Here is a 17,700-nt window from a genome sequence, read left to right as displayed (position 1 = left end):
AATGTCAACTGACGCAGCGGTTGTCGTCAAGGGGGTCGGCAAGACGTTCGGCACCCGGTCGGGGCAGGTGGTGGCCCTCGACGACGTCAGTTTCGAGGTCGGTCGCGGCGAAGTGATCGGGCTGCTCGGCCCCAACGGAGCCGGCAAGACCACCATGGTGGACATCCTGTCCACGCTGACCAGGCCCACCACCGGCTCGGCGAGCGTGGCCGGCCACGACGTCGTCTCCGACCCGGCCGGCGTGCGCCGATCCATCATGCTCACAGGGCAGCAGGTCGCCCTCGACGATATGCTCTCCGGCGAGCAGAACCTGGTCATGTTCGGCCGTCTCTACGGGCTCGGCAAGTCCGCCGCCCGGCGCCGCGCCGCCGAACTGCTCGAACAGTTCGACCTGGTGCAAGCCGCCAGACGGCGGGTGAGCACCTACTCGGGCGGCATGCGCCGCCGCATCGACATCGCCTGCGGACTGGTGGTGCAACCGCTGGTGGCGTTTCTGGACGAACCCACCACCGGGCTGGATCCCCGCAGCCGCCAAGCCATCTGGGACCTGGTGAGCAATTTCAAGAAGCTGGGTATCGCCACGCTGCTCACCACGCAATACCTCGAAGAGGCCGATGCGCTCAGCGACCGCATCATCCTGATCGACCGGGGCACCATCATCGCCGAAGGCACCGCCAACGAACTCAAGCACCGCGCCGGCGGGACGTTCTGCGAAATCGTGCCACGTGACGTCAAGGAGTTGCCGTCCATGGTCGCCGCGCTGGGTCCGCTGCTGCCCGAACATCAACGGGCCATGCTGACCGCGGAGTCCGACCGGATCATCATGCCGGCCGCTGACGGCACCGGCACGCTGATCGAAGCGGTGCGCCTGCTCAATGCCGCCGACATCGAACCGGCGGACATCGCGTTGCGCCGGCCATCGCTGGACGACGTATTCCTCTCCATGACAGCCGATCCCAGCGAGTCCCGGGCACTGAGCCACCTCACCGCCGAGGCGGTGCGGTGAGCACCGCGCTGGTCAGCAGGTCGCAGCCGTCGATGCTGCAGCAGTGGTGGGTGCTCACCGTCCGGTTCATCGCCCCCACGCTGCGCAACGGTGAACTGATCACCGCGATCGGCGCCTCGCTGTCCTTCGCGGTGGGCTTCTATGTCCCGTTCTCCATCCCCTGGAATCATTACGTGGGCGGCGCGAGCAGCGGCATCGCCAGCGGCCTCGGGCAATACATCACGCCGCTGATCACGTTGCAGGCCATTGCCTTTGCGGCCATCTCCTCGGCATTCCGGGCCGCCACCGATTCGCTGCACGGCGTCAACCGGCGATTCCGCTCGATGCCGATCGCCCCGTTGACGCCGGTGCTGGCCCGCGTGTCGGCCAGCGTGTACCGATGCTGTGTCGGTCTGGTCGTGTCGCTGATCGCTGCCCACGTGATCGGCTTCCGGTTTCATCGCGGGGCGCTGTACATCGCGGGGTTCTGTGCGCTGGCAATCGTGATCGGGGTGCTGCTGTCGTTCGGCGCCGACCTGATCGGCACCGCCACCCGCAATCCTGACGCGATGCTGCCCCTGCTGACGATGCCGATCCTGATCTTCGGATTGCTGTCCGTGGGCCTGCAACCGCTCAAGATGTTTCCGCACTGGATCCAGCCCATCGTGCGCAATCAGCCGATCTCCCAGCTGGTGATCGGGCTGCGCGCGCTGGCCGGCGACACGATCAGATCTCCCGTGCCGGTGACCTGGTCGGTGATGACGCCGCCGCTGTTGTGGCTGGCCGGTTTCGCGGTGTTTCTGGTGCCGGTGTCCGCCTTCGTCCTGTCCCGGCGCCCATGACCACGACCGTTGCGCTGCGGGCGCCGGAGAACTCGCTGCGGCTGATGCTGACGCAGACGCTGGTGCAGACCCAGCGCATCCTCACCCGGTGGGCACGCGACCTGGTCACCGTCATGGAGGCGCTGGTGCTGCCGGTGGCTTTCATGCTGGTGCTCTACATCGTGCTGGGCAATCTGATCTATGCCATGACTCACGACAGCGCGCTGTACAGCATCGTGCCGCTGCTGGCATTGGGTGGGGCGGTGAGCGGCTCGGCGTTCGTCGCGATCGACCTGATGCGCGAGCAACAGAGTGGGCTGCTGACCCGGCTGTGGGTGATGCCGGTGCACCGGGCCTCGGGCCCGCTGGCGCGGATCGTCGCCGAAGCGATCCGCATTCTGGTCACCACCGGTGTGATGCTGGGGGCGGGCGTGGCGCTGGGTTTCCGGTTCCGCGGCGGCGCGCTGGCCACCCTGATGTGGCTCGGCGTCCCGGTGATTCTCGGCATGGCATTCGCCGCGCTCACCACCACCATCGCGTTGTTCACCTCGAAAACCCTGGTGGTCGAGGCGGTCGAGCTGTGGCAGCTGCTGTTGATCTTCTTCTCCACCGGCCTGCTGCCGGTGAATCAGTACCCGCACTGGATTCAGCCGATCGTCGCCCACCAACCGGTCAGCTATGCGATCACGGCGATGCGCGGGCTGTCGGCCGGCGGCCCGGTGCTGGCGCCCATGATCGCGACGCTGCTGTGGAGCGCCGGGATCGCCGGCGCCTGCGCCGTCCCCATGGCCATCGGTTACCGACGGGCCAGCACCCACTGACACGAAAGGCTGGATTCTCAACGTGTTTCCCGGGTCGGTGATCCGCAAGTTGTCCCGCAGCGAGGAAGTGTTCGCCCAGTACGAGGTCTTCACCGCCGTCACCGTGCAATTGCGCGGCCGGGTCGACGCCGATGCGCTATCGGAGGCGTTCGACGCCCTCGTCGACTCGCATCCGATCCTGGCCAGTCACCTCGAGCAGGGCGCGGACGGCGTTTGGAACCTGGTGGCCGACGACATGCTGCACGCCGGAATCGTGGTGGAGGACGATGGTGCCGGTGCTGCCGGTGCTGCCGGTGCTGCCGGTGCTGCCGAGATCAAACTCGACCAGGGCCAGACCCTGCTCAATCTGCGGTTAGCGCTGCACGAGGACACTTCCGAGCTGACCATCTTCCTGCACCACAGCATCGCCGACGGGCACCACGGCGCAGGTCTTTTCGACGAGTTGTTCTCCCGCTACACCGATGTGGTGACCACCGGCGACCCAGGCCCGGTGAACCCGCAGCCCGCGCCGCAACCACTGGAAGTGATACTGGAACAGCGGGGCGTCAAGAAACTCGGCATGACCGGCGTCGAGCGCTTCCTGCCGGTGATGTTCGCCTACGACCTGCCGCCGTCGGTCAAGCCGACCTTGGTCGCGACTCCCGGCCTCCCGCAACCGGTTCCGGTCACCCGCGTGCGACTCACCGAGCAGGAGACCGCCGACCTGGTGGAGTTCGCCCGGGAGAATCGGGTCAGCGTCAACACCGTGGTGGCCGCGGCGATTCTGATGACCGAGTGGCGGCTGCGGGAGACACCGCACGTCCCGATCCCCTACGTCTATCCCGTCGATCTGCGGTATTTCCTGAGCCCGCCGGTGGCTCCGACCGAGGCCACCAACCTGGTGGGAGTGGCCACCTACCTGGCCGAGATCGGCCCGGACACCGACATCGTGGACCTGGCAACCGATATCGGCGCCACCTTCCGCGCCGATATCGCCGACGGCGTCGTGCAGCAGTCCGGGCTCAACTTCGGGGTGGCGTTCGAGGGCACGCCGGCCGGGCTGCCGCCGCTGGTCTTCTGCACCGATGTCAGCGCACTGCCCAGCGTGCGGATGCCGGCGGGCATCGAACTGGAGGGCTTTCGCGGACAGTTCTATTGCTCGATCACCGTGCCACTGGACTTCTACGGGTGCGGCATGTCGGGCGATCACCTGGTGATCGAGAACCACGGCCATTCGCCGCAGCGCAAGGACTCCCTGGAAGCCATCCACGAACTACTGTGCACCGTCCCGTCGGACTACGGCTGGGCGGTGGAGTGACGCCCCCCCCGGGGGGAGCAGACTCGCTGGCTAACTGAGGATCCGGCCGGGCGCTCCGTCGGCACCGTGGCTGCCCGCGGCACCGGTCGCGCCGACGTGACCGTTGGCACCCGCCGCGCCGTCCTGGGGAATGGGAGCAGTGCCGAGCCCGAGTCCGCCGCGCCCGCCACTGCCGAAGCTACCCCCGAGCCCCGCCGTACCGGCAGCGGCACCGACACCGCCGGCTCCAGCGGCGCCGGCATGGCCGCCGAACATTCCTCCGGCCCCGGCGTTACCGCCGTTGCCTCCGGCTCCTCCATCACCTGCCGCGCCGCCGACTCCTCCATCGCCCCCTCGACCGCCATCGCCGCCGAAGCCGGGCCCATTGACCAGGACGTTCGGGTTCGCAATCAGGTTGCCCGTCCGGCCGTAACCGCCCGAGCCACCTAGGCCGCCGGTGCCGCCCCGAGCGCCATCGCCGCCCGGTGCGCCGGCGCCGCCCAGACCGCCGTCGCCGCCGATTCCGTAGAACAGCCCACCGCGTCCGCCGGCGCCGCCGGCGCCGCCGTGTCCACCGCTGCTGCCCGCGGCGCCAGCACCGCCCGTCCCCCCGTGGCCTCCGTTCCCGCCGTAGCCGCCGAGGCTGGCCAACACGCCCGCGCCGCCCGTCCCTGCGCCACCCTTACCGCCGGCGCCGCCCGCGCCGCCGCCGGCACCGCCGGCACCGCCGTCACCACCGTTGCCGGCAAAACCAGTACCGCCGACACCGCCTTGACCACCCACGGAGCCGCCGGTGGCGTCCCCGCCTCCACCGCCGACGCCGCCGGCGGCACCAATGCCTCCGATGCCGCCAGCACCGCCGTTGCCACCGGTCGCATCATTGCCCAACGTCGTAGTGGGGCCTCCCGGGTTGAGGGAACCCTTTGCGGAACCACCGGTACCACCGTTGCCGCCCACGGTTCCGACAGTTGCTGAGCTGCCTCCGTTGCCCCCGTTGCCGCCGTCACCGCCGTGCGGGGCAGCGCCAATGAATTCGCCAGAGTTGCCAGCGCCACCCGCCCCACCGTTGCCGCCGGCTTCGGTCGGGCTGAGGGCGTTGGCACCGTCGCCACCGCTCTGGCCATCGACGTCATTGCCAAGTTCGCCCGCCGCGTCCTCCCCTACCGCACCGTCTGCGGCGCGACTAGTCGGCGTCAGACCTGTGGCGTTCACACCGTTTGCGCCGTGAGCTCCCGCGCCGCCTGCCCCGCCGGCTCCACCGTTGCCGGACACCCAACCACCCGCTCCCCCGTTGCCACCACGGCCGCCATCAGCACCGAGCACGGTCGCACTGCCGCCCGCCCCGCCACTACCCCCGTTGCCGGACAACCAACCTCCGGCCCCACCATCACCTCCGGCCGCGCCAGCACCACCGGCCCCCCCAGCCCCACCATTGCCGAACAGACCCGCAGACCCACCCGCCCCGCCCGCTTGACCGTCAGCACCCGCACCACCGTTGCCCCCGTTTCCGTAGAGCAAACCTCCGTTGCCGCCGGCCTGCCCGGGCAGCCCATTGACGCCATCACCAATCAGCGGGCGACCCAACAACCCCTGGGTAGGCGCGTTGACGAAATCGAGCAGATCTTGGAGCGGGGACGCACTGGCGGCCTCCGCGCCGGTGTAGGCCCCCAACGCCATAGTCAGGGCTCGGACGAAGTTCTCGTGAAACGACAAAATCTCGGTACTGAGCAACTGGAATTCCCGGGCATGGCCCGCGAAGGCTGCTGCGATGGCAATCGACACTTCCTCAGCGCCAGCGGCCGCGATCGCTGTGGCGGGGGCTATCCGCAGTCGCGCGCTACCAACCGCACCTTCGACACTGCTCAAATCTGTTACCGCGGACTTGAGCGATTCCGGCTGAACCAGCATAGACGACATTCTTGACCCCGATATCAACATCCGTGCTCCGCGGCTGCTTCTCAGTCAGCTAACTCTATTCCTTTACATTCTCTCGGAGATGAGAGAATCAGGATAGCGAATTCCGGACACGACGAGCATGGCGCTTTCTGTCTTCAATTTCACACCGGAATCTCGCCAAAGCTGGACTTCGGCTAGGCCGAGCCCTCCTCGGCCAACGTCTGCGCCAAGTGCTCGGCCAGCGCCCGGGCGGTGTTGTGCGTGGCAATCACCTTGGGGCTCAAGCGGATTCCGGTCTCGGTCTCGATATGGGTGCGCATCTCGAGCATGCCCAGCGAGTCCATGCCGTACTCGACGAAGGGACGGTCGGCGTCCACGGTACGGCGCAGGATCACACCGACCTGCTCGGTGATCAGGCGGCGCAACCGCCCGGCCCACTCCTCCTGCGGCACTGTCATCAACTCGGCGCGGAACTTGCTCGGGCCCCGGGTGCTCTGCCCACTGGACTTGAACATCTCACCGAACGGGCTGCGCCGCACCACGTCGTCCAACCAGGGCGCCCCGATGATCGGGATGTAACCGGTGTAGGCGCGGTCGTAACGCAGCAACGTCTCAAACGCGTACGCGCCTTCCTCGGGTGAGATCATCAGCTGGTTGCCGCCTTCGGCCAGGAAAGTCGCCCGGCCGACCTCGGCCCACGCGCCCCACGCGATCGTGGTGACCGGAAGCCCTTGAGCGTGACGCCAATAGGAGAACGCATCCAGCCAGCTGTTCGCCGCGGCGTAGGCCCCCTGACCGGGTGAGCCCAGCAAGGAGGCACCCGAGGAGAACAGGCAGAACCAGTCCAGCGGCTGCCCGAGGGTCGCCTTGTGCAGGCTCCAGGTTCCGAAAACCTTTGGCGCCCAGTCCCGGTCGATGATCTCGTCGGTGATGTTGGTCAGCGTCGCGTCTTCCACCACCGCAGCCGAATGCACCACACCGCGCAACGGCAGGCCGGTCGCCGTCGCCGCTTCCACCAGTCGAACCGCGGTGTCTGCTTCGGCGACGTTGCCCAACTCCACCACGACGTCGGTGCCGGCCTTACGTAGGCGTTCGATCATCTGCCGCGCCTTGGGATTCGGCTGCGACCGCGCGGTCAGCACCAGCCGGCCACAACCCGCAGCCGCCAGCTTCTGGGCGAAGAACAGCCCCAGACCGCCCACCCCACCGGTGATGATGTAAGCGCCGTCGCGGCGGAACACCGGAACCTGCTCCGGCGGCACCACCACGCTGGCGCGCCCACTGCGTGGCATGTCCAGCAGCAGCTTGCCGGTGTGTTCGGCATTGCTCATCGCCCGCACCGCATTGGCCGCTTCGGCCAGCGGGTAGTGCGTGGTCTGCGGCGCCGCCAGCACACCCTCGGCCGTCAGCCTGAACACGGTCTCGAGCAGCTCCCGCACCCGCTGCGGCTGCAGCACCGACATCAGTGCCAGGTCCAGGTAGTAGAACGTCAGGCCGCGCCGGAACGGGTACAAACCCAGCCGGGTGTTGCCGTACACGTCGGCCTTGCCGATCTCGACGAACCGTCCACCAAAGGCCAACAGCTCCAGTCCGGCCCGCTGCGCGGCACCGGTCAGCGAGTTCAGCACGATGTCCACGCCGTAGCCGTCGGTGTCACGCCGGATCTGCTCGGCGAACTCGACGCTGCGCGAATCGTAGACATGCTCAATACCCATGTCGCGCAACATCTGTCGTTTCGCGTCGTTGCCGGCAGTGGCGAAGATCTGCGCCCCGGCGTGCCGCGCGATCGCCAGAGCGGCCTGCCCCACGCCGCCGGTGGCGGAGTGAATCAGCACCTTGTCGCCGGACTTGATGCCCGCCAGATCGTGCAGCCCGTACCAGGCGGTGGCGTTCGCGGTGGCCGAGGCGATCGCCTGCTCGTCGCTCAGGCCCGCGGGCAGGGTGATGGCCAGGTTCGCGTTGCACGTCAGGTAGGTGCGCCAGCAGCCGCCCTCGGAGAAGCCGGCGACCCGGTCACCGACCCGGTGGTCGGTGACGCCCTCCCCGACCGCGGTCACCACACCGACGAAGTCCATCCCCGGCTGCGGCTCCCGGTCGTCGACGACGGGGAACTTGCCGAACGCGATCAGCACGTCGGCGAAGTTGATCGTGGACATGGCGACCGCTACCTCGATCTGGCCGGGGCCGGGCGGTACCCGGTCGCACGCAGCGAGTTCCATCGACTGCAGATCACCGGGCGCGCGGACCTGCAGACGCATGCCGTCTGTCTCGTGTTCGATCACCCGGGTTCGGCGGTCGTTGTGTACCAGCGGCGTCGGGCACAGCCGCGCAGTGAACCACTGGCCGCCGCGCCAGGCGGTCTCGTCCTCGGGCGATCCGCTCAAGAGTTGGGCGGCAACCTGCTCGCCCTGGGTGTGCTCGTCGATGTCGATCTGCGTGGTACGCAACAGCTGGTGTTCACTGCCGATCACCCGCAACAGGCCGCGCAATCCGGCGTGCTCGAGATTGACGTCGTCGCCCGAGCACACCCACTGGGCCTGCCTGGTCACCACAAACAGCCGGGGCAACTCCCCTTCGAGCTCGGGCAGTTCCCGGGCCAGCCGCACCACGTGGCGCACCTGTTCCCGGGCCTGCGCCAGGCCCCCGTCGTCGGGCGCGATGCCGACCGGACCGCACAGCACCACCACGCCGGTGAAGGAGCGGGCACGCAGTTGGGCACGCACCGGTTCCACGTCGGCGCCCCGCGCCAACGGCACGTTGAAGCATTCTGCGCCTTGGGTTTTCAGCGCATCGTTCAACGAACCGACCAGCATCTCAGTCGCCTCGGAGGTGTCGATCAGCAGCCACGATCCGGCTTCTTCGACGTCGAGGTCGGGCAGGGTGCGTTGCTGCCACTCACAGGTCAGCAGCCGCTCGTTGAGGACCCGGTCGCGTTCGCCACTCTCGCTGGTCCCGGTGCCCATGCGCAGACCGCGCACCGCCAGCAGCACCGTCCCGTTCTCGTCGAGCACGTCGAGGTCGGCCTCACCGCCTGTCGCGTCCGCGCGGGTCACCCGCGTGTAGCAGTAGTGGGCATTGCGCAGGGGCCCGTAGGCGCGCAGCCGCTGCACGCCCAGCGGCAGCAGCAGGCCGTCACCACCACTGGGGCCGACAGCGGCCGCCACCGTTTGGAAGCAGGCGTCCAGCAGCGCCGGGTGCACGTGGTAGGCGGCGTGCTGAAAACGGATCGATGCGGGCAGTGCGACCTCGGCCAGCACGGTGTTGCCGCCGGATTCCGCGGTGTGCGCGACGGACAGTCCACTGAAGGCGGGACCGTGCTGCACGCCGCGCTCGACGAACGATTCCCGCAGTTCAGAACCCTTCACACCGCCGGGATGTGCGGCGAGCAGCGCGGCGATGTCGTAGCCGGGCGGCACCGCGTCGTGCTGGGCGGCGCACAGCGACGCTGCGGCGTGCCGGGTGGTCTCACCTTCCGGTGCGGACTCCACCACGAAGTCGACGACGCCGGGCGCCTGCACCGTCGCAACCGCGTCGATCGGGGTCTGCTCGTCGAGCAGCAGCATCTGTTCGAAGACGATGTCGCGGGCTTCGGGAAAGGTTCCGGCGTCTTGGCCGAAGACTTCGGCCGCGGCGGCCAACGCCATCTCGCAGTACGCGGCTCCAGGTAGCGCCGCCACATTGTGCACCTGATGGTCGTCCAGCCAGGCCAGCGTCGCTGTGCCGACATCGGTCTGCCAGACGTGCCGTTCCGGCTCCTCGACCAGCCGCACATGGGAACCCAACAGCGGGTGCACCGTGATGGTGCAGGCGCCCTGCACCTTGCTGTCGCTGCCGTCGGCGTCGATGAAAAGCTGCCGATGGTTCCACGCCGGCAGCGGAGCGTCCACCAGCGCTCCAGCCGGATAGAGCACCGAGAAGTCGATCGCGGCGCCGGCGCTGTGCAGGTCGGTCAGGAAACCGCGCAGCCCGAGCGGCAGCGGCTGCTCGCGTCGCATGGCGGCCAGGGCGGCCACCGTCATGTCCAGGCTCTTGGCATTCTGGTCGACGGCGTGCGTCAACAGCGGATGCGGCGAGAGCTCGGCGAAGACCCGGAAACCGTCGTCCAACGCGGCCTGGATCGCTGCGGCGAACTGCACGGTGTTGCGCAGGTTGTCGACCCAGTAATCGGCATCGCACACCGGCCGCTCGCGCGGATCGAACTGGGTGGCCGAGTAGTACGCGACCTTGGGCTCCATCGGCTCGAGATCAGCCAGCGCCGTTGCTAATTCGTCGAGGATGGGGTCGACCTGTGGGGAATGGGAAGCGACGTCGACGGCGACCTCGCGTGCCATCACGTCGCGTTGTTCCCAACGGGCTACCAGATCGCGCACCTGCTCGGTGGCTCCGCCGATCACGGTGGACTGCGGCGACGCCATCACCGCAACCGCGACGTCGTCGATGCCGCGCGCCATCAGCTCCGAATTCACCTGCTTGGCGGGCAATTCCACCGAAGCCATGGCGCCCGAACCGGCGATGCCGGCCATCAGCTTCGAGCGCCGGCAGATCACCCGGGCACCGTCTTGCAGCGACAGCGCCCCGGCCACGACGGCCGCCGCCGTCTCGCCCATCGAGTGCCCCACGACCGCGCCCGGCCGCACCCCGTAAGCCCGCTCCATCGTGGCGGCCAGGGCCACCTGGATCGCGAAGATCGTCGGCTGCACCTTGTCGATGCCGGTCACCGTCTGCGGCGCCGTCATCGCCTCGGTCACCGAGAATCCCGACTCGGCCAGGACCAATGACTCGAGTTGGGCCACGGTTTCGGCGAACACCGGCTCGGTCGCGAGCAGGTCGGCGCCCATCGCGGCCCACTGCGAACCCTGACCGGAGAACACCCACACCGGCCCACGGTCGTCGTGTGCTACCGCGGCCTGACACAGAGTGTTCGAGGCGTCGGCCACCTCACGCAGCCGCGCGGCGAGGTCGGCCAGTCCGTCGGCCACCACCAGGGTGCGCACCGGCCGGTGTGCGCGCCGGCGCGCCAGCGTGAACCCCAGGTCAGCGGGCGTCACCGAATCGCATTGGGCCTCGACCCACTCCGCGAGCCGCCCCGCGCTCGCGCGCAGGCCGTCAGCCGACGACGAGGACACCGCGTAGACCAGGGGTCCCTGGGCCGCGCCCGGCGTCGCGGCCTCCGGCTCCGGGGCCTGTTCGACGATGGCGTGCACATTGGTGCCCGACATCCCGAACGACGACACCGCCACCCGTCTGGGCCCGTCACCGTCTGGCCACGGTGTAACCGACTGCGGCACAAAGATTCCCGTGTCGATTGCGGCGAGATCATCAGGCAGCCGGTTGAAATGCAGCAGCGGCGGCAGCACGCCGTGCCGCAGCGACAGGATCGCCTTGATCAGTCCGACCGCGCCCGCGGCTGACTCGCTGTGGCCCATATTGCTCTTGGCCGACCCCAGGGCGCAGCGGCTGCCGCCGGTCCCGTAGACCCGCGTGAGGCCGCGGTACTCGATCGGGTCACCGACCGGCGTGCCAGTGCCGTGCGCCTCCACCGCGCCGATCGTTTCGGCGGCCACACCCGCCGCCGCCAGGGCCTTGCGATACACCGCGACCTGCGCGTCCTCCGACGGCATCGTCAGCGTCTCGGACCGGCCGTCCTGGTTGCTCGCCGTGCCGCGCACCACGGCAAGGATGCGGTCGCCGTCGCGCAACGCATCGGGCAGGCGCTTGAGCAGCACCATCGCGCAGCCTTCGGAACGCACGAAACCGTCCGCGTCGGCGTCGAAGGAGTGGCAGCGACCGGTCGCCGAGAGCATGCCCTGTGCGGACGTGGCCACGCTGCCATCAGGCTCCAGCAGCAACGCGCAACCGCCGGCGAGGGCGAGGTCGCTTTCGCCGTCGTGCAGGCTGCGGCAGGCCAGGTGCACGGCCATCAGACCCGAGGAGCATGCGGTGTCGAATGTCATGGCCGGACCATGCAGGCCCAGCGCATGCGAGATCCGCCCCGAGGCCACGCTGTTGTTGAGGCCGGTGACCGCGTACGGGCTGGCCAGACCGCCGGAACCCTTGGTGAGAAGCAGGTAATCCTCGTGCGTCAGCCCGGTGAAGACCGCCGTCGCGGACCCGGCCAGCGACGCCGGATCCAGGCCGGCGTGCTCGATCGTCTCCCAGGCGGTTTCGAGCAACAAACGGTGCTGCGGATCAATCGAGGTCGCTTCACGCTCGCTGATCCCGAAGAACTCGGCGTCGAAGCCGGCCACGTCGTCGACAAAACCGCCCCACCGCGAGACGGATCGCCCGGGAACACCCGGCTCGGGGTCGTAATAGGCGTCGGCATCCCAGCGGTCGGCGGGTATCTCGGTGACCAGGTCGTCGCCGCGCAATACCGATTCCCACAGCTTGTCGGGAGAGTCGATCCCACCGGGCAACCGGCATCCCATACCGATCACCGCAATGGGCGTGAAACGTGTGTCCATCCCTCTACCAACCTCGTTCTCAGCTCAACCGGCGCGGGCCCGACGCAGCACCGGATAGGGGTACGGGCATCGGAATAGTGCAGCACCGGACTGACAAACCCCCGGGCTGACGGGACCTCGACACCGTCTCGGATGCCGAGCTTAGACGCCCCAGGGGCCACGGGTGCCGAAACGAAGCCAATTCCCAGCGCCTCGGCAGAATCCACGCACGTGACCAGCGCCGATCGAACGGCGCCCAGCTCCGGCGAAGTCCCCTACGGTCGGTCCCGTGATTACAGTTCGGTGTCTGCATACCCCGCGACGCCGGTAACGTCTTGCCCATGAGTGTGCGTTCTCTGCCCGCTGCGCTGCGCGCGTATGCCCGTCTGCAACCCAACGAGGCGGCCTTCACGTTCATCGACTACGAGCAGAATTGGGACGGCGTACCCACAATCTTGACGTGGTCACAGCTGTACCGCCGGATGATGAACATGGCAGCCGAACTCCGCGGCCACGGATCACCGGGCGACCGGGCGCTGATCCTGGCGCCGCAGGGCCTCGACTACATCGTCGCCTTTCTCGGTGCCCTCGAGGCCGGGATCATCGCCGTCCCACTGTCGGTCCCGCAGGGCGGGGCCACTGACGAGCGGGTGACGTCGGTCCTCGGTGACGCCACGCCGGTTGCCGTACTCACCACCTCGACCGTCAAAGACGATGTGACACAGCATATTACGACCCAATCCGGGACAGCTGTCCCGAAGATCATCGAGGTGGACACGCTGGATCTGGACGCCCGGGTGCGATCGGGCGCGGGCAACAGCGACTACCCGTCCACCGCGTACCTGCAGTACACCTCGGGTTCCACCCGCACTCCGGCCGGTGTGATCATGTCGCACCAGAACCTCCGGTCCAATCTCGAGCAACTGATGGCCGGCTACTTCGCCGACTCCGACGGAGTCGCGCCGCCAGATCTGACGCTGGTGTCCTGGCTGCCCTTCTACCACGACATGGGGCTGGTGCTGGGCGTGTGCGCGCCCATCCTGCTGGGCGCCAAGGCGGTCGTCACCACCCCGCTGTCTTTCCTGGCCCGCCCGGCCCGGTGGATGCACATGATGGCCGACAACACGTGCCCCTTCACGGCAGCGCCGAACTTCGCCTTCGAATTGTCGGCCAGGAAGATATCGGACGACGACATGATCGGCCGAGATCTCGGTGGTGTGCACACCATTCTGAGCGGAAGTGAGCGGGTGCAGCCCGCGGCAGTCAAGCGATTCGCCGATCACTTCGCTCGGTTCAACCTGCGGGAGAACACCATTCGGCCCTCCTACGGCCTGGCCGAGGCCACCGTCTTCGTGGCCACCAGCAGACATGACCAGCCGACGAGACTGGTCGAATTCGATACCGAAGAGCTGGCCGGCGGTCAGGCGGTTCCGGCCGCGACCGGCACCGGCACCGTGTTGGTCAGTTACCAGGTGCCGCAGGCACCGACGGTGCGCATCGTCGATCCGGACTCACGTCAGGTGTGTTCCGAAGGGACCGTGGGCGAGATTTGGGTGCACGGCGACAACGTCGCCGCCGGCTACTGGCAGCGTTCCGAGGACAGCGAGCGCACGTTTGGTGCGACGATCCTCGACCCGCCCGAGGCCACGCCGGAAGGCCCGTGGCTGCGCACCGGAGACTCCGGCTTCATCACCGACGGCCAGCTGTTCATCATCGGCCGCATCAAGGATCTGCTGATTGTCTACGGTCGCAACCACTCTCCCGACGACATCGAAGCGACCATCCACGAGATCACTCGGAGCCGGTGCGCGGCAATAGCGGTTCCCGGGGAACGCAGCACCGAAAAGCTGGTGGCCATCATCGAACTGCGCAACCGCCAGGACGGGGAAGCGCACCGGTTGGGCGAGATCAAGCGCGAGGTGACTGCGGCGTTGTCGAGTTCGCACGGCCTGGCGGCCACGGATCTTGTTCTGGTACCGCCCGGCTCGATTCCCCTGACCACCAGCGGCAAGATCAGACGTCAGGCGTGCGTCGAACAGTACCGGCACAACCAGTTCGCCCGGTTGGACGCATAGCACCACCGTGTCCCGGCTTGTCAAGCAACTTCTCGTCGTCGCGGCATGGATCGCGGTGGCGGTGGGCGTCAACGTGCTCGCTGCTCTGGCATCCTCGGGCACAGGCCGGGCCGGAACCGCACTGCCGGCACCGGACGCCCAGGCGGTCGCCGCCAATAACCGCATCGCGCAAGCCTTTCCGGGCAGCGGCACCGACGCTATCGCCTACCTGGTGCTCGACGGCCGCGATCCGCTCGGCGACGCCGACCGGCCGTACTACGACGACGCCGTCCGTGCGCTGCGCGCCGACACCGCCCACGTGGGATCCGTCCTGGACTGGTGGTCCGACCCGTTGATGGCCCCGCTTGGAAGCAGCCACGACGGACGCTCCGGCGCCGCGGTGATCTGGCTGCGGGGTGAGGCGGGTTCCGCCAAGGCCGCTGAATCGCTCGATGCGGCGCGATCGGTGATCCGCGCCCTGCCGTCGAGCACGGGCCTGCGCGCCCGCATCACCGTCCCGACCGCCGTGCGCGGCACCGGGCTGCGGTTGGCGCCGTGGCAGTCGGCGGTGATCGTGGCCGCGGCGCTGCTGGTCGCCGCCCTGTTACTGCTGCGCCTGGGCTGCTCGTCGGTCGCGATCGCGGCATTGACCGCCGGGCTGTGTCTCGCGGCCGCCTGGCCGCTGGCTGCGCTGTTCGGCCTCTTCTCCTGGACGGTGGCGGCGGTGCTGATGACCGGGGTGATCGCCACCTCCGTGCTGCTGTTCACCATGCAGGAGCGGCGCGGCTACCGGGCGATGCTGCCGGCTCTCGCCGCACCCGCGGCAGGTGTCGTGGCACTCACTGCCCCCCTCTTGCTCGCCCAGACCCCGGGTGTGCGTGCCGTTGGGCTGGCTGCCCCCGGTGTCGTTGTCGCGCTTGGTGCTTCGCTGACATTGCTGCCCGTCTTGTTGGCGCAGAACGCGGCATCTCCCGCCGGTTCGTGGGGACTGCCGCAGTCGGTGCGCCGCACGGTTCGCCGTCCCGCCGCCGTCGTCGCGCTGGTCGCGGCGATCTGCGCGCTGCCCGTTCTCGGCATGCACTGGGGCATGGGCGATGCCCCCGTGCGGACCGGCAGCGCCGACTTCACACCGAACAACCGCCTGCCCGATGTCGTCATGGTCAAGTCCAGCCACGACCTGCGCGACCCGGCCGGGCTGATCGCCATCGACACCGTGAGCCGCCGGCTGATGGAGATCCCCGGCGTCCGCAAAGTGCAGTCGGCGGCCTGGCCGGCCGGTGTTCCCTGGACCGACGCGTCGCTGAGTTCGGCCGCGGGCAGGCTCAGCGATCAACTGGATCGCCAGGCCGCGACGTTCGTGCCGCAGGTCACCGCGGTCAAGACCCTTGGTTCGGTGCTGGATCAGGTGTCGGGCTCGGTCAACGCACTCGAGGCGAGTGTGAGCGCCGGAGTGGGCGGCCTCGCCCAGTTGCAGCAGGCCATCAATTCGGTGGTGTCGGGGACGCGCAATATCAAAGACACCGCCGCCGAGGTATCGGGTTATCTCGACCCGGTGCGCGGCTGGATGGGCGGCGTCCAGGATTGCTCCGCCGACATGCTGTGCTCGGCCGCGCGGAAAGCGATCGACCCGTTCGACCGCGTGATCGCCGACGTCACGGTGCTCTCCGACGGCGCTACCCGGCTGGCCGCCGGATCGGCGCGCACCACCAGCGCGCTGGCCGGGACGCCGCGCGCGGTGGCCGAGATGCGCTCGGCGCTGGATCAGCTGCGCTCGTTCGTTCCGACGTTGCAAACGACGATCGAGAGCACCATCCCGCAGGTCGTTCAGTTGTCCGCCTTCTTGAAGAACCTCAGCATCGACTTCGCCGACACCGGCGCGGGCGGGTTCTATCTGCCGCGCAAGGCGCTGGCCGACCCGTCATACCAGCATGTACGCCAAACCATGTTCTCCGCCGACGGCACCGCTGCCCGCTTCCTGGTGTATTCCGACCAGACCGGGGTGGATCTGGGCGCGACATCGCACGCGGAGCAGATCGAAACCGCCGTCGGCAACGCGACCAAGTACGGCAGCCTCGTCGATAGCGAGGTCGCGGTGAGCGGGGGGGCGCAGTTAGCCGCGGGCGTTCGGGGCGGGGTTGAGCACGACGCTGTCCTGCTGGCCCTGGTGGTGATTGCGGTGGCAACTCTGGCCGGGATGTGGCGCGGCGCGCTCGGCGGGTTGTCAGTTGCCCTGGGGATCGTGGGTTCTTTTCTTGCGGGCCTCGGTGTCAGCGTCGGGGTATGGCAATACCTGCTGCACGGCTCGGTGGATGCCTCCGCGGCGCCGACGTCGTTCGCCGTCCTCGCTGCCTGCGCCCTGCCCTATCTGATCGCCGCCCTGGTGCCGGTTCGACGTGGGGCCGCACCGCTGGCGGCGGCAGGCGGGACTTTCGGCGCCGGTCTGATGCTGCTCGGTTCGTCGGTCGCCCTGGCTCAGATCGGCACCGTAGTGTTGGTCGGACTGGTTCTGCTGGCGGCGATGACGCGGCTAGTCGACGTTCACCGGCTCGTTCCACTTCGACAGCGTGACCTGGACCGAGCCTGATCCCAGGTCGACGCTGGCGCGCACCAACCGGTGCGAACCGTCCTGGGCGATCCACACGGTGGCCGGTCTGGACTGCCTGGCGCCCGGATCGATGATCTTGACCGTCTCGGCCGGCAGTGTCCCGGAGATCTTGTTGGTGTTGATTCCGTCGATCACCTCGGTGCCCTGGGCCTGCAGATTGTTGACGCCGGACAGCAGTTTGGCCACACCCTTGGCGGGATCGAGCAACCGGGTGGCGGACAGGTCGGACACCGAACCCAGATTGGTCCAGTCGTCGAACAATTTCACCGAGATGGCGTCGTCCTTGATGCGGAAGGGTACGTCGGCCTGGCCGTTGTAGGTGCACGAGCCTTTGGCGGTGAGCGGGTTGGCGCGAACGTCGACGTCGGCATTGGTAATGCCGAGCATGCTGTCAACCTGACCGTTGGTACGCACGGACAGGTGCGCGCTGGTCAATGCCTTGGTGGCGTCCACCGACTGCCGGATGTCGGCCATCAGCGGCGAATCAGTGGTTGTTCCGGTTGTCGGCGTGCCTTCGGATTCCTTTGGCGCAGAGGCGCATCCGGCTAACCAGAGCACCAACGAGGCGGTGAGCGCCAGCAGTAGAGCCGATGCCTTGGGCACTTGCACGCGTGATTCCATCGTTTCCTCGCCTTGGCTGAGCTGGTGTGCGCGGAGCCTTGCTCCCGGCGCACGAACCGCCAAGCTTAGTGGCCCGAGCCGGCCCGGACGCCGAAAGCTGTCATTCTGCTGGCCATGCTGCTGATTTAGCGGTACTGATCAGGAAGTATCACTTCCCCGCCGGACGTTGACTTATACC

9 protein-coding genes are annotated in these 17,700 nt (G+C 68.3%); 6 read left to right on the top strand and 3 right to left on the bottom strand.

Annotated features, from left to right (window positions below; all coding sequences use genetic code 11):
• Position 1: 1 nt before the first annotated feature.
• The 4 genes from JX552_RS10070 to JX552_RS10055 are packed head-to-tail and all read left to right on the top strand — an operon-like array spanning position 2 to position 3,924.
• Positions 2-1,006, top strand: a complete 1,005-nt coding sequence (locus JX552_RS10070; RefSeq protein WP_205877189.1) for an ATP-binding cassette domain-containing protein — start codon at positions 2-4, stop codon at positions 1,004-1,006.
• Positions 1,007-1,038: 32 nt separating this feature from the next.
• Entirely contained in the window at positions 1,039-1,827 is a 789-nt protein-coding gene (locus JX552_RS10065) for an ABC transporter permease (protein ID WP_205878353.1), read from the top strand.
• Complete coding sequence (locus JX552_RS10060) at positions 1,824-2,627, top strand: ABC transporter permease (protein WP_205877188.1); 804 nt, start codon at positions 1,824-1,826, stop codon at positions 2,625-2,627. The genes JX552_RS10065 and JX552_RS10060 overlap by 4 nt, the downstream gene beginning before the upstream one ends.
• Positions 2,628-2,649: 22 nt before the next feature.
• Positions 2,650-3,924 (top strand): phthiocerol/phthiodiolone dimycocerosyl transferase, encoded by a 1,275-nt coding sequence (locus JX552_RS10055; RefSeq protein WP_205877187.1) that lies wholly within the window; start codon positions 2,650-2,652, stop codon positions 3,922-3,924.
• A gap of 30 nt (positions 3,925-3,954) precedes the next feature.
• On the opposite strand, the gene JX552_RS33260 is transcribed toward JX552_RS10055, so the two are convergent.
• Both JX552_RS33260 and pks2 read right to left on the bottom strand, forming a co-directional pair.
• Entirely contained in the window at positions 3,955-5,820 is a 1,866-nt protein-coding gene (locus JX552_RS33260; protein WP_205877186.1) for a PE family protein, read from the bottom strand.
• Between the two features lie 173 nt (positions 5,821-5,993).
• Positions 5,994-12,263: a sulfolipid-1 biosynthesis phthioceranic/hydroxyphthioceranic acid synthase gene (gene pks2 / locus JX552_RS10045; RefSeq protein WP_205877185.1), complete on the bottom strand. Its 6,270-nt coding sequence runs from the start codon at positions 12,261-12,263 to the stop codon at positions 5,994-5,996.
• Positions 12,264-12,583: 320 nt separating this feature from the next.
• Between pks2 and JX552_RS10040 the strand changes: the two genes are divergently transcribed.
• Both JX552_RS10040 and JX552_RS10035 read left to right on the top strand, forming a co-directional pair.
• Entirely contained in the window at positions 12,584-14,317 is a 1,734-nt protein-coding gene (locus JX552_RS10040; protein WP_205877184.1) for an AMP-binding protein, read from the top strand.
• 7 nt (positions 14,318-14,324) lie between these two features.
• Positions 14,325-16,880 (top strand): MMPL family transporter, encoded by a 2,556-nt coding sequence (locus tag JX552_RS10035; protein WP_205877183.1) that lies wholly within the window; start codon positions 14,325-14,327, stop codon positions 16,878-16,880.
• On the opposite strand, the gene JX552_RS10030 is transcribed toward JX552_RS10035, so the two are convergent.
• A complete protein-coding gene (locus JX552_RS10030; protein WP_205877182.1) occupies positions 16,824-17,522 on the bottom strand; it encodes an LppX_LprAFG lipoprotein in 699 nt (232 codons plus the stop codon). The two genes, JX552_RS10035 and JX552_RS10030, sit on opposite strands and share 57 nt — an antisense overlap.
• Positions 17,523-17,700 lie beyond the last annotated feature (178 nt).

The organism is Mycobacterium gordonae (assembly GCF_017086405.1).
Taxonomy (GTDB): Bacteria; Actinomycetota; Actinomycetes; order Mycobacteriales; family Mycobacteriaceae; genus Mycobacterium; species Mycobacterium gordonae_D.
The sequence above is the reverse complement of the archived record's forward strand: the minus strand, read 5'-3'. Positions and strand labels throughout refer to the sequence as shown.

Excerpts from the sequence above, each read along its gene's own strand:
- JX552_RS10060 (WP_205877188.1), top strand. The coding sequence starts at position 1,824 with ATGACCACGACCGTTGCGCTGCGGGCGCCGGAGAACTCGCTGCGGCTG.
- JX552_RS10040 (WP_205877184.1), top strand. The coding sequence starts at position 12,584 with ATGAGTGTGCGTTCTCTGCCCGCTGCGCTGCGCGCGTATGCCCGTCTG.
- JX552_RS10065 (WP_205878353.1), top strand. The coding sequence starts at position 1,039 with ATGCTGCAGCAGTGGTGGGTGCTCACCGTCCGGTTCATCGCCCCCACG.
- pks2 (WP_205877185.1), bottom strand. The coding sequence starts at position 12,263 with ATGGACACACGTTTCACGCCCATTGCGGTGATCGGTATGGGATGCCGG.
- JX552_RS33260 (WP_205877186.1), bottom strand. The coding sequence starts at position 5,820 with ATGTCGTCTATGCTGGTTCAGCCGGAATCGCTCAAGTCCGCGGTAACA.
- JX552_RS10070 (WP_205877189.1), top strand. The coding sequence starts at position 2 with ATGTCAACTGACGCAGCGGTTGTCGTCAAGGGGGTCGGCAAGACGTTC.
- JX552_RS10030 (WP_205877182.1), bottom strand. The coding sequence starts at position 17,522 with ATGGAATCACGCGTGCAAGTGCCCAAGGCATCGGCTCTACTGCTGGCG.